At 51.2% G+C, this 15,827-nt stretch carries 15 protein-coding genes; 10 read left to right on the top strand and 5 right to left on the bottom strand.

What is annotated here, in order from left to right; all coding sequences use genetic code 11:
• The first annotated feature begins 27 nt into the window (after window positions 1–27).
• The 5 genes from ACLJPQ_RS11515 to ACLJPQ_RS11495 are packed head-to-tail and all read left to right on the top strand — an operon-like array spanning window position 28 to window position 5,507.
• Window positions 28–2,625, top strand: a complete 2,598-nt coding sequence (locus ACLJPQ_RS11515; protein ID WP_023181808.1) for an outer membrane usher protein — start codon at window positions 28–30, stop codon at window positions 2,623–2,625.
• Between the two features lie 22 nt (window positions 2,626–2,647).
• Complete coding sequence (locus tag ACLJPQ_RS11510) at window positions 2,648–3,232, top strand: fimbrial protein (RefSeq protein WP_001267119.1); 585 nt, start codon at window positions 2,648–2,650, stop codon at window positions 3,230–3,232.
• A gap of 26 nt (window positions 3,233–3,258) precedes the next feature.
• On the top strand, window positions 3,259–3,816 hold the full coding sequence (locus ACLJPQ_RS11505) for a fimbrial protein (RefSeq protein WP_000673424.1): 558 nt from the start codon (window positions 3,259–3,261) through the stop codon (window positions 3,814–3,816).
• 18 nt (window positions 3,817–3,834) lie between these two features.
• Window positions 3,835–4,434 carry a fimbrial-like protein gene (locus ACLJPQ_RS11500; protein WP_001186616.1) on the top strand — a complete coding sequence of 200 codons (600 nt, stop codon included), beginning with the start codon at window positions 3,835–3,837 and terminating at the stop codon, window positions 4,432–4,434.
• 11 nt (window positions 4,435–4,445) lie between these two features.
• Complete coding sequence (locus tag ACLJPQ_RS11495; protein ID WP_000777845.1) at window positions 4,446–5,507, top strand: fimbrial protein StkG; 1,062 nt, start codon at window positions 4,446–4,448, stop codon at window positions 5,505–5,507.
• 1 nt (window position 5,508) lies between these two features.
• On the opposite strand, the gene ACLJPQ_RS11490 is transcribed toward ACLJPQ_RS11495, so the two are convergent.
• On the bottom strand, window positions 5,509–6,738 hold the full coding sequence (locus ACLJPQ_RS11490; protein WP_000245316.1) for a polysaccharide deacetylase family protein: 1,230 nt from the start codon (window positions 6,736–6,738) through the stop codon (window positions 5,509–5,511).
• Window positions 6,739–6,799: 61 nt separating this feature from the next.
• Entirely contained in the window at window positions 6,800–7,240 is a 441-nt protein-coding gene (locus ACLJPQ_RS11485; RefSeq protein ID WP_000901958.1) for a PTS sugar transporter subunit IIA, read from the bottom strand.
• Window positions 7,241–7,609: 369 nt separating this feature from the next.
• Between ACLJPQ_RS11485 and stiA the strand changes: the two genes are divergently transcribed.
• The 4 genes from stiA to ACLJPQ_RS11465 are packed head-to-tail and all read left to right on the top strand — an operon-like array spanning window position 7,610 to window position 12,532.
• Window positions 7,610–8,143: a Sti fimbria major subunit StiA gene (gene stiA / locus ACLJPQ_RS11480; RefSeq protein ID WP_061424200.1), complete on the top strand. Its 534-nt coding sequence runs from the start codon at window positions 7,610–7,612 to the stop codon at window positions 8,141–8,143.
• A gap of 47 nt (window positions 8,144–8,190) precedes the next feature.
• Entirely contained in the window at window positions 8,191–8,874 is a 684-nt protein-coding gene (gene stiB / locus ACLJPQ_RS11475; protein ID WP_001086403.1) for a fimbrial biogenesis chaperone StiB, read from the top strand.
• A gap of 26 nt (window positions 8,875–8,900) precedes the next feature.
• Entirely contained in the window at window positions 8,901–11,447 is a 2,547-nt protein-coding gene (locus ACLJPQ_RS11470) for a fimbrial outer membrane usher protein (protein WP_061424202.1), read from the top strand.
• An 8-nt stretch (window positions 11,448–11,455) separates the two neighbouring features.
• Window positions 11,456–12,532, top strand: a complete 1,077-nt coding sequence (locus ACLJPQ_RS11465; RefSeq protein WP_042947563.1) for a fimbrial protein — start codon at window positions 11,456–11,458, stop codon at window positions 12,530–12,532.
• Between the two features lie 112 nt (window positions 12,533–12,644).
• On the opposite strand, the gene ACLJPQ_RS11460 is transcribed toward ACLJPQ_RS11465, so the two are convergent.
• Window positions 12,645–13,415, bottom strand: a complete 771-nt coding sequence (locus ACLJPQ_RS11460) for an ABC transporter permease (RefSeq protein WP_000983418.1) — start codon at window positions 13,413–13,415, stop codon at window positions 12,645–12,647.
• Window positions 13,412–14,338, bottom strand: a complete 927-nt coding sequence (locus ACLJPQ_RS11455; RefSeq protein ID WP_138010015.1) for an ABC transporter ATP-binding protein — start codon at window positions 14,336–14,338, stop codon at window positions 13,412–13,414. The genes ACLJPQ_RS11460 and ACLJPQ_RS11455 overlap by 4 nt, the downstream gene beginning before the upstream one ends.
• A gap of 108 nt (window positions 14,339–14,446) precedes the next feature.
• Here ACLJPQ_RS11455 and can point away from each other — a divergent pair, with 108 nt between their 5' ends.
• Window positions 14,447–15,109: a carbonate dehydratase gene (gene can, locus ACLJPQ_RS11450; protein ID WP_000651590.1), complete on the top strand. Its 663-nt coding sequence runs from the start codon at window positions 14,447–14,449 to the stop codon at window positions 15,107–15,109.
• Window positions 15,110–15,166: 57 nt separating this feature from the next.
• On the opposite strand, the gene hpt is transcribed toward can, so the two are convergent.
• Window positions 15,167–15,703 (bottom strand): hypoxanthine phosphoribosyltransferase, encoded by a 537-nt coding sequence (hpt, locus tag ACLJPQ_RS11445; RefSeq protein WP_000683342.1) that lies wholly within the window; start codon window positions 15,701–15,703, stop codon window positions 15,167–15,169.
• Between the last annotated feature and the right edge of the window lie 124 nt (window positions 15,704–15,827).

The following is a 15,827-nucleotide window of genomic DNA, read 5'->3' as shown; positions in this document are numbered from 1 at the left end:
GGCCCACGTTAATTATTCGGAAAAACAATGCTATTTCAACGCTCATTATTATGTCTTACTATTGGCGCTGCACTCCCTTTTTCCGTTTCTGCTGCAAATTCAGCAGCAGAAAAAACCGTTGCTGAGTCGGACGAAGCCATAGAATTTAACGAACAATTTTTACTTAATAGCAGCGCTAATATCGATATTAGTCGCTATGCATATGGCAACCCGGTGCTTGCCGGAACCTATCGTGTGAAAGTGAATCTTAACAATGCGTTGAAATCTACCTCTGAAATTACCTTTAATGAAAACGGTACGCCACGCGCCAGTGCATGTCTGACGCCGCTTTTACTCACCCAGGCAGGCGTTGATCCCGCCGCAATGCGCGATGACGTCGAGGTCGACGACAACACCACGTGTCTGGATATAAAAAAATACTACCCCGGTGCGACGGCGAATTACGATTCCGGCAAACAGGCCATGGATCTCAACTTCCCGCAGATTTATATCCTGAAGCGTCCTGCCGGGTATGTTGACCCCTCACTGTGGGAAGATGGCGTTCCGGCGGCCATCGTCTCTTACGATATGAACGCCTGGCACAGTGAAGGCAATGGCACAACGTCCGATACCGCTTACGTGGGGCTACGTTACGGTTTAAATATGGGACCATGGCGTTTGCGTTCCCGAGGTAGCCTTAACTGGAACAAAGATACCGGTAGCGAATACAACAATCAGGACGTTTATTTACAGCGAGATATCACCGCGCTGAAAGCGCAAATGGTGATAGGCGACTCCTACACGCGTGGCGATGCGTTTGACTCCTTCAGCCTGAGCGGGATACGGATGTATAACGATGACCGCATGTTACCGATGGGCTCCAGCAACTACGCGCCTGTTATCCGCGGCGTCGCCAACAGCAATGCCAAAGTCACGGTGATGCAAAGCGGCAATAAAATCTACGAAACCACCGTACCGCCGGGGGCGTTCGAGATTAACGACCTTAGCACCACAGGTTATGGTAACGATCTGCTGGTCACCGTAGAAGAAGCGGACGGCAGCAAACGCAGCTTTACCGTTCCCTTTTCGTCAGTCACCCAAATGTTACGCCCCGGCGCGACACGCTGGGATATCGGCGTCGGCGAGCTGAACGATGATTCTTTACATGATAAACCACAGGTGGGTTACGCGCAGTTTTACTATGGCCTGAACAACACCTTTACCGGCTATATCGGCGCGCAATATACCGATATGAATTTCTATGCTGGGTTATTAGGTCTGGCAATGAACACCGGTATTGGCGCATTCGCCTTTGATGTGACGCAATCTCACGCCAGTATTGATGATTTAGGCACGCTCAGCGGGCAAAGCTACCGGCTGACCTACAGCAAAATGATCGAGGCGACCAATACCTCATTTAACGTCGCCGCTTATCGTTTTTCTACTGAAGACTACCTCAGCCTGAATGACGCCGCGTCTTTGCAAGACAGCGTTAAACATCAGCAATATGCGCAGCAAAGTTATCGCTCAGGTGATGAGTTATATGACGATTACCAGCGTACCAAAAATCAGGTGCAAATCAGCATCAACCAGCCCTTAAACCAGGGAGAAACAACCTGGGGTTCTGTGTATGTCAGCGGAACATGGCAGGACTACTGGAATGATGCGGGCTCCACGGCCAACTATAGCGTGGGTTACAACAACAGTTTTGCCTACGGCAGCTATAGCGTGTCATTACAACGCGCCTATGACCAGAACGGCAGTAAAGACGACAGCGTCTATTTAAGTTTCAGTATTCCGTTGAGTATGTTCTCCCACAACGGGGAACGCTCTGGCGGTTTCTCCAATATCAACATGGGCCTGCGTTCTGACATGAAGGGCGGTACTAACGTCAACTCCACCGCCAGCGGTAATACCAAAGATAGCGACATCAGCTACTCCGTGAGCGCCACCTCCAGCAGCGGTAATTACGGCAACCTGAATCAGGTAAGTGGCTTTGGCTCCCTTAACAGCAGCTATGGCCCATTAGGGCTTTCCGCCTCGTTTGGCGACGACAATAGCCAGCAATATTCCGCCAGTTACAGCGGTGGCATGGTGCTGCATTCTGGCGGCGTGGCGTTCGCGCCGGGCAGCATTGGCGAAACCGACGCCGTCGCGCTGGTGAAAGCCAGCGGCGCACAAGGCGCAGGACTGGGCTACAGCAGCAGCGAAATCGGCAGTTCGGGCTATGGCATTTTACCGTATATGTCAGCCTACCGCGAAAACCGGGTGTCGCTGGATATCAGCACACTGGAGAACGATGTTGAAATCAAAAGCACCAGCACGGTTACCGTACCGCGTAGCGGCGCCGTCGTGCTGGTGAATTTTGAAACCGATGAAGGTCGCTCACTGATTCTGGAATTACTGCGTAGCGATAAAGGCTTTATTCCTTTAGGCGCAGATGTCCTTAACGAGAAAAATGAAACTGTCGGTACCGTAGGCCAGGCCGGACAGGCGTACGTGCGCGGCGTAGAACAGCAAGGCGAACTTCGCGTGGTGTGGGGCAGTGGTAAAGAAAGTACCTGTACGGTGCGTTACCAATTAGCTGAAACCACGGCAAAAGCGGGACTCACCCCCGTACTGAGCAATCAACTTTGTCACATGTAATGACCTGTTTAGGGAAAAACTAATGAGAGTTTATATGAAAAGAAACCGCCTCAGTCTTCCCATCGCGGCACTTGCCGTAATGGCAGCTTCTGGAAGCGCGCTTGCCGCTAACTCCACTAACCTGGATGTTAATTTCACGGCCACAATTTTAGAGACGACGTGTAACATGAAACTGGTCGGTGGTACAGGCTCCGACACGGTACAGGAATTAATCATTGGTAATAGTAGTGGTGAAGTTCGTATTGATGATGTAAGAGCGGGAACAGCAACGGCAGATTTTAAATTAGTGATTGTTGAATGCCCGGCATCGCTTCAATCATTAAAGACATCAATCAACGGAACGCCATCCGGGTATTCAACAAAAATATTAACGAATGGAACAAAAGGCTCAGCCGACTATATGGGGGTGTCAGTAGCGCGCGCATCCAAACCAGATGAACCTTTTGTTATTAACTCCACCGCCGATTCAGAACGTCTGGTCTGGAGTGAGGTAGAAATTAACAATAAAGAGGTTCCGCTGATCGCCATCATGAAAGAGACCAAGGCAAATTCGGCTACCACCGGGGCTTTCTCAGCCGTTGCGACTTTCGTATTTAGCTACGAGTAATTAACGCAGATCTACGGAGCATCACTATGAAATTTACATCAGCTTTAATCACATTATCCGTTTCTGCCGTCTTATTCTCTGGAGTGGTCAGAGCCGCTATTACCGGTACCGACAGTGTACAAATGACCTTTAAGACCACAGTGACAACCGGTACCTGTAAAGCTATCGTCGTTAATGGTGACGGAAAAAATGTCAGCACCATTGGCTATGGTGAGACATATAAATCGGATCTTAACAAGAAAGCGATGCCGCTGAGCATTGTCTTGAGCAATTGTTCCGGCGTAACCATCGCAGAAGTAGAAGCAAAAGCGGGCACCGGCGGCACCTGCTCCGGTGATAATTTAGACGGCGACTCTTACGCGGCGGGCCTGAATACCGCCTTCGAAATTTGGGGCGGCGATGCAGACACGGGGGTGAAACTGTCTTGTAAAACGCCACCAGCCGCACAGAAGGTGACCATTACCAACGGTGCGGGTACCTACCCAATGACGTCACGCATTGTGGTGGCAAACGGTAAAAGCCTGAGCGACGTCACCGCCGGCGATGTCACGGCTCCGGTCACCTTTGTTGTGACATACCCTTAATTTTCAGGTGCTTTGTTCATGCAACAATTACTGTTTCTTTTACGCCAGCCCGGCCTTGTGTTGCTTATGGGTCTGACGGGCGGGTTTTGGTCTGGCATCAGCCAGGCGGGTTCCAATTTGGATATCAATCTGACCGCCAGTATTGTTAACAGCACCTGCAAACTCAGTCTGGAAAACGGGGGGGAAGTCTACCTTCCCAACGTCACGCGGGCATGGTTTTACAATAACGACGGCAGCAGTAAATATGCGCCTACCGACGAAGCGGGCGGCACGCCTTTTAACGTGCGTCTCGAAAACTGTGCAGATAACAGTAGCATCAAGCAGTTGATGTTCAGTTTTACGCCGCAATCCGGTTTTTGGAGCAACCAAAACCAGGTTTTCAAAAATGATGCCACAACAGGCGCGGCGCAAAACGTGGGTATCGTCATTTTCTCGGCAGACTATAAAACTAACGTCTTAAACAGCGATGGCAGTTCTAACGTGGTTTACGACGTCAGCGGAAAAAGCAGTTCGCTGTATTTAACGGATTATCAGTTTTACGCGCGCTATCAGAATACGGGCGCAGTTGTCAGCGGCGTTGTCACCAGCAACGTGTTGGTTGACGTCAGCTACGAATAAAAGGATTTATGATGAAGCTATCCCCTTATCTGGCCGCACTGTTATTGTTGAGCGCATCCGGCGCAGCCTATGGTGCTATGGAATGTAAATTTTACAATGGCGATACACGACAGATAATGTCGCCAGGCGTTCAACCAATCATTACCTTTCACCCCTCGGTGCAAACCGCCACGCTGCTGGCTAGCGGTATTACGATGGAATTAACGCCGGAAATGCACAGCCACTGTGCAGTGGGGGATGATGGAGAGAACATTTACCAGATGACGGACAACACCTTACTTGAAGGGTATGTCGACGGTAAGGCCTTGTTTCGCACCAATATACCCGGCATTACGTATGCCATTGGGTTATACCCCGCAGGGAAAGGCATTACCGGATGGTTTCCCGTCAATTCCGGTCAATATTATATGACCGCTTATGCTGACGACAACGAAGGCTATTTCGACCATGAAAAAAAATGGTACGCCGTGATGGAAATCTACCAGATGCCCGGCTTTAATGGCGTGCCTTCAGGAGTCGGTTTTATTAGCTCAATCGGCGGCCCATTGGGGCGCATTGTTCTCGGAGACCCCGTAGGTTCTGAGTCTGACCATCCTCGCCCGCTAATCACCATTTCTGATATGATGTTTAACATTCCATTCTCCGAACCGACCTGTATTCTTACCGCGCCCACCACCGTGAATTTAGGTGATTGGTACCGAAGCGACCTGGAGAAAGATCAGACCACCGAGGTGCCTTTTCAGATTACCGGAACCTGTACCGGGACGATTGCAGTCTCGTTCGTGGCGAAATCCTCATATACCAATGCGGATAAGAACCTGTTCACCAACTCGATTACCAGCAACTCAAGCGTTACCGCGGCTGGCGGCGTCGGCGTAAAAATAAGCTCACCGGCCTATCCGCAAATTCATGCCGACAGTACGCCAGAAGTCATTGCCGTGGGCGAGATAATCGGGAGGCCGGTGACCTCAGTAAACGCCAACTTTAAGGCAAAGCTGGTCAAAACAGGGACGGAGGCCGTGACACCCGGTATTTTCGGATCGTCTGTCACCTTCCAGGTAACCTACGAGTAAACTACCCCTGCGGCTGGTTGCTGATCAGCCGCGACATGGTTTCCAGCGAATCCGTGCGCAGAATATACAGCCTTTTGAGCAGCATCGGATTATCTCCCGGCTTCACCTTCCCTCTCACCGTGGTGACCGCCAGATGGAAACCGGCGTCTTTTGCTGCTTTGATCGCGGTCGCGTTATAACCGCCAAAGGGATAAGAAAGATAAAATACGTGCGGAGTAAACTGTGCGAGCGCCCGCCGCGAGCGTTCAAAATCAAACAGAATATTATGGTAGCTGCGGCTATATAAAATCGGGCGACGATGCCCATCTACCCGGTGTAAAAAGTGAGTATGCGACTGAAAATCAAAAACGTCGCTTATCTTGCGCAATTCGGACACGCTCATAAATTGCAGCGATCTGGGATTCCATGTTTGCGGATGGCGCTTAATACGCGATGAGATAATAAATGCCGTCGCTTTCATACCGTACTGCTTTAATACCGGATACGCATAGCGACTCACCGATTTAAGGCCATCGTCAAAGGTGATAACCACCGCGCGCGCCGGGAAATTCGCGCGGTTATGGATGTAATCCTCCAGTTGGTACATCGTCAACGTGGCATAGCCGCGATCGCGAAGCCAGGTCATTTGGTTGCTGAATGCCCGAACCGAAGTCGTGGTGGACGTATGGCGAAAACGGGTATTCTCTTCATCACGTAAGATGTGATGATAGGTCAAAATCGGAATGCCGTTGTCTTCCTGCGCATCCATGGCGCTGACATAAGCCAGCCTGTCGCCAATACGGATCTGATACCAGGTTTGGTGTAGCCGGCCTTGCAGCTTGCTAATAATGGGGTAACGCAAATTATCCACCAATACGCCAAACGGGGCGCTACTGATGTCCGGCGCGTTATACACCGGCGTGTCCTTCCAGGTCACCAGATTCTGATTGCTGAGCGGCTTGTTAAGATCGCCCAGGCCATCTTCCACTTTTTGTTTTCCCTGCACGGATTCCAGATGGCCTTTATCGATAAACCCCACACCGAAGCCGAATTTAAAGGCATAATAATCAGCCGCAACAGGCGTTACGGAAAGAATTTGTCCGGCGCGGATATTCCCTACGGTCACCATTTTGTCGCCAATCTGCGACCAGATGGCGGCATCTTTCGTCGTTTGCATATAACGAGCGGGCAAGGCAGCCAACACATTACCGGCGAAAAAGAACAGCAAGATAAGAACAACGCGCATAACCATATATCATAACCGAGGCGAAAAAACGCCGTCATTGTAGCAAAAGCGTCGTCAATGGTATTGATCAAAACTCATACGAATCATGCAGCAATACAAAAGGCGGATTTTTCTGCTGCTGATGCCAGAGACTGGTGACATCCGGCGCGCCAAGCGCGACAATCTGGTCGCGAAATGCTGAACTGCTCATTGACTCTCGCCAGGGAATCATTTCCTCCATCAATGAATAACTGACACCGGAAATAACTTCACATTGAGAATGTTTATGGCTCATCAGCGACGCTACACGATAAGGCGCCGCGCCGGAAATGTCGGTTAAAAATATCACGCCTTCACCGGAGTCGGTGGCATGGAGGGCGTCACACATCATGCGGCTGAGCATATTTACGCTTAACCCACGCCAGAAATTGACCGCCCGACACTGCGCCAACGGCCCATATTTCTTTTCAAGACCTTCGAGCATTTCCTGCGCCCGATCGTCATGACAGGAAATGACCCATCCCAGCATAACTTCTCCTCCATTGAGCTCCAATCCTGCATGATGTCAGCATGTTTTTTTGGCCGACAATACACTATGACCACGATCATTTTTTATTCAAAAAAATTTGCATTATTTTTAAAATTGTTAACAGCCTTCATAGAATCTGGCCCATTAAAGGGTAATCACGGCGATTCAATTAAACAAACACTCACCAAAATAATTGATTAAATATATATTATAAATATTTCATATTTATGTATTCTGAATTTTTCTTCGCTCCGCAAAAATCATCGGACATTATATTTACTCATTCGGCAATAAAAAGAACAATAACTTCCCACACTATAGATATTGTTACTATGTCAATATTTATAATATCTTAAAGGATCAAAGATAATGAAACTCACCTTAAAAACACTCACTGTGGCACTGGCTGCCATCACCCTCTCCCCCGCCGCGCTGGCAGACACCGCCAAAGACGGCACCGTACATATCACCGGCCTCATTAAGCAAAACGCCTGTACGGTAAAAACGGATTCAGTAGAGGTGACATTACAGGAAGAATTTGCCTCTCTTTTCACTGCCGCAGGGCAGACGGCAGGGGATACAGACTTCACCATCGAACTCGAAAACTGCGACGCAAACGTCTACAGCAGTGTACAGGCGCGCTTTGAAGGCACACTCGACGGAACCGATGCGACCATCCTGAAAAATGAGGATGATGCTGAGAATATTGGCGTGCAAATTCTTGATAAATCTAGCACCCCTATGACCTTTAACGATCTTCAGGCATGGTCTGCCGCAGTCGCGCTCACAGAGGGGGTGACGGAACTCTCAATGCCTTTCACCGCCCGCTATATCTCCACCGCGGTTCCCGTTAAGTCGGGAACGGTCGATGCAACCGCAACATTCTATCTGCAATATAACTGATCCTGGCGGCCAGCGTCGGCTGGCCCCTTTGTTTATTGAGGTCATCAATGAATTCATTGGCTAAAGCAGGGTTGCTTTGTTGCCTGTTGTGCGGTTCGCTGGCGCATGCCGCAGGGATAAACATCGGCACAACGCGGGTTATTTTTCACGGCGATGCCAAAGATGCGTCCATATCGATAAGCAATAACGACAACGTTCCCTATTTAATTCAGTCCTGGGCGCAATCGATCAGCGAAACCGGGGCGAGCGGCGATGCGCCGTTTATGGTCACCCCGCCGCTTTTTCGCCTTAATGGCGGGCAAAAGAACGTACTACGAATTATCCGTACCGGCGGCAATTTGCCGGAAGATCGCGAGTCGCTGTACTGGCTGGATATTAAATCGATTCCCAGCAGCAATCCGGACAATAAACACAACACACTCATGCTGGCCGTTAAAGCGGAATTTAAGCTGATTTACCGGCCAAAAGCGTTAACCCAAAAACCAGAAGAGGTTGCCGATCGGTTAACGTGGTCGCGTCAGGGTCGCACGCTCACCGTGAAGAACCCCACGCCCTATTATATGAACTTCGCCACCCTTTCCGTTGGCAGTCAAAAAGTGAAAGCCCCGCGCTATGTGGCGCCTTTCGGCAACGCGCAGTACACGCTGCCTGCCGCCGCCAGCGGCCCGATTGTCTGGTCTATCATCAACGATTTTGGCGGTACTGGCCCCGAACATAAACAAACGCCTTGAGAAGAGTGACAGGGATGAGAGTGCCGATGCGCAAAAGGCAACACCGGGTATTTTATTTATCGCGCTGCGCTGTGTGTATCGCGCTGGGCAGCACGTTCGCACACATTGCATGGGCGCGCGACTATTTCAATCCGGCATTTATTGAAAACCATGGGCAGGCGAGTCGCACAAGCGTCGATCTGTCGACATTTGATAACGACAAAAGCCAGCTGCCTGGCACCTATTACGTCACTATCAATATCAATAAAACAGAAATCGGCGCGCGAAACGTTGATTTTCAACTCACGACGCTCAGTGACGGTCAACAGGCATTACAGGGCTGTTTACGGCTCCAGGAACTAAAAGATAACAGCGTCAAAACCGACCTTTTTCCAACCCTGGAGAGTGAAAAAGGCTGCGTCGATCTCAGCGTTATCCCCGGCGCCAGCCAGCGGTTTGATTTTCAGCGACAGACATTATCAGTAAGCATCCCGCAACTCTACATCGCCAACAACGCGCGCGGCTACGTGCCGCCGGAAAAGTGGCAGGAGGGGATTACCGCGCTGATGCTGAACTACAGCTTCAGCGGCTATAAAGAGTACGGTTCCAGCGAGGATTCCGACGATGCGGAATCGAAGTATCTCGCTCTCCAGCCGGGTTTTAACCTCGGGCCGTGGCGTTTTCGCAACTACAGTAACTGGAGTTCAAATAACGGCGAGAGCGGTAGCTGGAACAGCGTTTATAACTATTTACAGCGCGACATTATCGCGCTGAAAAGCCAGTTCACCGCCGGAGACAGCAATACGCCATCCGACGTGTTCGACAGCGTACCTTTTCGCGGCCTCCAGCTTACCTCTGACGATCAAATGCAGCCCAACAGCCAGCGTGGTTACGCCCCGACGATTCGCGGCATTGCCCGCTCAAACGCGCAGGTTATCGTGCGGCAAAACGGCTATATCGCCTATCAGACTGCCGTTTCGCCGGGCGAATTTGAAATCAACGATATGTTTCCCACCGGCAGCAACGGCGACTATGACGTAACGGTAAAAGAAGCCGACGGCAGCGAACAGCATTTTATCGTGCCCTACTCTTCGCTGCCGATTCTGCAACGCACCGGACGGGCAAAATACAGCGTGACCGTGGGTAAATACCGCGATTATAACAACCACACGCTGGACGACTTCGGCCAGGCGACCCTGCTGTACGGCCTGCCATGGGGCATCACCCTGTACGGCGGCAGCCAGATTGCCGGCGATAAATACCAGTCCGTCGCCTTCGGCGTCGGGCAAAATATGCAGATGCTGGGGGCCATTTCCCTGGACGGCATCTGGTCGCACGCCAAATTTGACGATGGCCGCAAAGAAATCGGGCAATCCTGGCGCGTCCGCTACAGCAAGGGCGTCGTCAGTACGGGCACCACGTTTTCGCTGGCCGGCTATCGTTACGCCAGCGAAAACTACAATTCGCTGAGCGAGGTGATCAACCCGGACTACGATTTTTATGATAACTACGGCAAGCGCCATAATCGTTTCGAAGCCTCGGTCAACCAGCAAATTAGCGATACGCTCGGTTCCTTAACGCTAAGTTGGGTAAAAGAAGATTACTGGCACAGCGCGCAGCAGATGGAGTCTCTGAGCGCCAGTTACAACAATAGCTGGGGTCCGGTGAGCTATACGCTGAGCTACAGCTATAACAAAAACACCTACCAGTACCGTTCGGACAATGACGATGATGATAACGACGACGATCGTTATAACCAGAACGATCGGCTGTTCACGTTGTCGCTGCACGTTCCGTTTACGGTGTTCGATTCCAGGCTATACGCCAGCTATATGCTGAACACGCGTAAGCATGATGCCACGGTGAACAGCACCACCCTTAGCGGCACCGCGCTGCGTGACAGAAACCTGAACTGGTCGTTACAGCAAAGCCACAGCACACAAGACGGTGATTCCGGCGGGGTAAACGCCAGCTATAAAGGCACTTATGCCAACCTCAACGCCGGTTACAATCAGTCGCCAGATAGCCAACAGGTCAGCTACGGCATCAGCGGCGGCATTCTGGCGCACGAAAACGGTATTACCCTGAGCCAGCCGATTACCGGCGCGGCGATTTTAATTAAAGCGCCCGGCGCCAGCGGCGTTTCGGTTGAAAACCAGACCGGCGTCGCCACCGACTTCCGGGGTTATACGGTGATCCCCAACGTCACGCCGTATTTTCGCTACGATATCTCGCTCGACAGCAGCACGTTTGCCGACAACGTGGATATTCCGCTCAACAACCAGACCGTCTACCCGACGCGTAATGCGGTGGTGCGCGCGGCGTATGACACGCATAAGGGCTATCGCGTGCTGTTAACGCTGACGCGCAGCAATGGCGAGCCCGTGCCCTTTGGCGCGACGGCAAGCGTCGATGGGCAGGATGCGAACCTGGCCAGTATCGTCGGCGATAAAGGCCAGGTCTTCCTCAGCGGCCTGCCGGAAGAGGGCCTGCTGCTGGTGAACTGGGGAAGCGCCTCTTGCCGCGCGGATTACCGCCTTGATATCAGCAAAAATATGAACGGCATCGTGATGGCGAACGCCGTCTGCCAGTGAGGAACACAATGAAGAATTTATGGATGCTGCTGGCGCTGGCGCTATTTTCAGGCCATGCGCTGGCAGAAGGAACGATGGGCAACGGAAGCGGCTGGTGTCAACCCACCAGCGGCACGCATAATTTTCCTTTTAGTTTTAATCAAACCATTACCGATACGGATGGGAACCAGACGGGAACCATCGTTGAAGAGCACTGGTCAGCAGGCGGAGAATATTCGGCTAAATGCGACTGCGATAACAGTGATTATCGCGGGTACAACTATTTCACCGCGACCACCGGTGATCTGACGCAGAAAGGCACGCACAGCGAGACGCGATACTACGGACATATGGATTACTATGTCCTCGTGGCAGGCAAACTGGAAATTGGCACCGAAGCGTATGTAGCCGGGAAGTTGAACCAGAATATTCCTGTCCCGTTTTCCTCAATCAGCAATGAAGATAGTTCCGCAGGCGGCTGTGGCGATGCAGAAATGAAATCAATGACGGCGGGCAATAAAGGCACGGTAAGGATTTATATTACTCATCCTTTGGTCGGCGAAATCTCGATCCCGCAAACAACGATCATGAATCTCTATTTATCAAAAACGCCGGGCAGCAGCGGAGATAATATTCCCCCCGCCGTTCCCCCTGTCGCGCACGTCACCATGTCCGGAACTATTACCGTGCCGCAGTCCTGTTCCATCAACGCCGGGCAGGTTATCGAGGTCAGGCTGCCGGATATTGAGGGCAAAGATATTCGTAATCTCGGCGACAGTCCGCAGAACTCGCACGTCACCACTCAGGTAAACTTTACCTGTAGCAACGTGGCGGACGGCACCAACCTGTCAATGTCATTGAACGGAGAAACCGATCCGCACAACCCGGAATACCTGAAAACCGACAATGAGAATTTAGGGATACGGATTTCCGATAAATACGATAAGACCATCGTTCCCGGCGGTAGCGCCGAATTGCCGATTGAAGATTACACAGACGGTAAAGGCAGCACCGAGTTCACCGCCGCGCCGGTCAATACCACCGGACATGTTCCCCACACCGGAGAATACCAGGCTACCGCCACGCTGGAGATTCAGATTCGCTGAGAGAAGCGTTGGGTTTCAGCAGCCTCCCCCCACCTACAGCCCCGTAACCCATTGATATTACGGCCCCGTAGATGGGGTGAAGCAAAGCGCAACCCAACGCCCCTGTCAACGCTTAACTGCGCAACCCGCGCCCACGCTGGATCAGCGACCAGCACAGCAGGTAGAAAGCGGCGATAAAGATCACCAGTACGCCAAACGTCGTCACCAGCGGTACATCATGGATACCCAGGAAGCCGTAGCGGAAGCCGCTGATCATGTAGACGATCGGGTTCAGGTGCGACAGCCCTTGCCAGAACGGCGGCAGCAGCGTCAGCGAGTAAAATACCCCGCCGAGGTAGGTTAGTGGCGTCAGCACAAAGGTCGGGATCAGGCTGATATCGTCAAAGGTTTTCGCAAACACGGCGTTCAGCAGTCCGGCCAGCGAGAACAGAATCGCGGTCAGAATCAGCGTTAGCGCGACAAATACCCAGGAATGCACCTGGAAAGGCACGAAAAAGAGCGAAATCGCCGTCACCAGAATCCCCACGCACAGCCCGCGCGCTACGCCGCCGCCGACAAATCCGGCGATGATCACGTGCGTTGGTACCGGCGCGACCAGCAGCTCCTCAATATTGCGCTGAAACTTGGCGCTAAAAAATGACGACGCGACATTCGCGTAGGAGTTAGTAATGACCGCCATCATAATCAGGCCCGGCACAATAAATTGCATATAGCTAAAACCATGCATTTCGCCGATGCGCGAACCAATCAGGTTGCCGAAAATAATAAAATAGAGCGTCATGGTGATGACGGGCGGCACCAGCGTTTGCACCCAGATCCGCATAAAGCGGTGGATCTCTTTCGCCCAGATGCTTTTAAGGGCAACCCAGTAAAGCTGCATCATGCGCGATATCCTTGTTTTTCATGCACCAGCGACACAAACAGTTCTTCCAGACGGTTGGCTTTATTACGCATACTTAATACCTGTACCCCCTGCTCGCTCAGTTGGCTAAAGACGCTGTTAACCCCCTGCTCGCGTAACACTTCCACCTCCAGAGTCGAGGTATCCACCAGACGATATTGATAACCCGTAAGCTTAGGTAGCGGGCTTTTTGGCGCTAAATCCAGAATAAACGTCTCCGATTTCAGCTTTGAAAGCAGATTTTTCATGGAGGTATTTTCCACCAGCTCGCCGTGCTGAATAATACCGATATTGCGGCACAGCATTTCCGCCTCTTCCAGATAGTGGGTGGTGAGAATAATGGTGGTGCCTTTGGCGTTTAAGTCTTTCAGGAATCCCCACATCGAGCGACGCAATTCGATATCGACGCCCGCCGTCGGCTCGTCGAGAATCAATAGCTTAGGTTCATGCATCAATGCGCGGGCGATCATCAGGCGGCGTTTCATCCCACCGGAGAGCATCCGCGCGCGTTCATTACGTTTTTCCCACAGATCGAGCTGTTTTAAATACTTTTCGCTACGTAAAACCGCCTCTTTATGTTCCACGCCGTAGTAACCGGCCTGATTCACTACGATCTGCTGCACCGTTTCAAACGGGTTAAAGTTAAACTCCTGTGGCACCAATCCTAGCTGTCGCTTGGCGTTAACCACGTCTTTTTCCAGGTCGTAACCAAAAACGTTAACGCGCCCGGACGTTTTATTCACCAATGAGCTGATAATACCGATGGTGGTCGATTTCCCTGCTCCATTTGGCCCCAGAAGCGCGTAAAAATCCCCCGCTTCGACCTGCAAATCTATGCCGCGCAGCGCCTGAACGCCGCCGGGATAGGTTTTTTTAAGTTGTTGAAGTTCCAGCGCAATGGTCATAAATTCTCACTTACTTTACGTTCTTACACTTTATATATGGTTTAAATAACTACGGAGTTGCCCTATATTAGCCCAACGCACTTATTTGGTTACAGGTCGTTAACTTCCATGAAAGACATAGATACACTCATCAGCAACAATGCACTATGGTCAAAAATGCTGGTGGAAGAGGACCCCGGATTTTTTGAGAAACTGGCGCAAGCGCAAAAACCGCGCTTTCTATGGATTGGATGTTCCGACAGCCGCGTTCCCGCAGAGCGTTTAACCGGGCTTGAACCGGGCGAATTGTTTGTTCACCGTAATGTGGCTAACCTGGTTATTCACACCGATCTGAACTGTCTCTCCGTGGTTCAGTATGCGGTAGATGTTCTGGAAGTTGAGCATATTATCATTTGCGGCCACTCCGGTTGCGGCGGTATCAAGGCTGCGGTAGAAAACCCTGAGCTGGGCTTGATTAATAACTGGCTGCTGCATATCCGCGACATCTGGCTTAAACATAGCTCGCTGTTGGGAAAAATGCCCGAAGAGCAACGTCTGGACGCGCTCTATGAATTGAACGTCATGGAGCAGGTCTATAACCTGGGGCATTCCACCATTATGCAGTCAGCGTGGAAACGCGGGCAGAATGTGACCATTCACGGCTGGGCGTACAGTATCAATGATGGCCTGCTGCGCGATCTTGACGTCACCGCCACCAACAAAAAAACGCTGGAGAACGGCTATCATAAGGGTATCTCCGCCCTAAGTCTGAAATATATTCCCCACCAATAAGCCATTAGCTATAGGCCGGATAAGTCGCTTTAGCGACGCCATCCGGCATTTCTGCGCTTACTCGTCCAGCAGCACCACTTTACCAACATACGGTAGATGGCGATAACGCTGGGCGTAGTCGATACCGTAACCGACTACAAATTCGTCCGGAATCGAAAAGCCAACGAACTCAACCGGCACGTCCACTTCGCGGCGAGACGGTTTATCCAGCAGCGTACAAATCGCCAGCGATTTCGGCTCGCGCAGGCCCAGGATTTCACGGACCTTCGACAGCGTATTACCGGAATCAATAATGTCTTCGACAATCAGCACGTCTTTACCGCGAATATCCTCATCCAGATCTTTGAGGATTTTCACGTCGCGGGTGGTGGACATGCCGCTACCATAGCTGGAGGCGGTCATAAAATCGACTTCATGAGGAACCTGAACTTCACGGCACAGGTCCGCCATAAACATAAATGAGCCACGCAACAGACCTACCAGCACCATTTCACTGCCGCTGTCTTTATAACGTTCGGTAATCTGACGACCCAGCTCGGCAATACGTGCTTTGATCTCCGCTTCGGGGATCATGACTTCAACAGTATGTTTCATATTTATAACCATATGATTTAAAAACAAATCACTCAATGCCGGTGACTAATAACGCCGCATTGACGCGCAAGGCACGCAGTATAACAGCAAACGTATCCATTCGCGGCATTTGATAAGAAAGCTC

This window comes from Salmonella sp. SAL04213 (genome assembly GCF_046550535.1).
GTDB lineage: Bacteria > Pseudomonadota > Gammaproteobacteria > Enterobacterales > Enterobacteriaceae > Salmonella > Salmonella enterica.
This window is presented reverse-complemented; position numbering and strand designations above follow the sequence as displayed.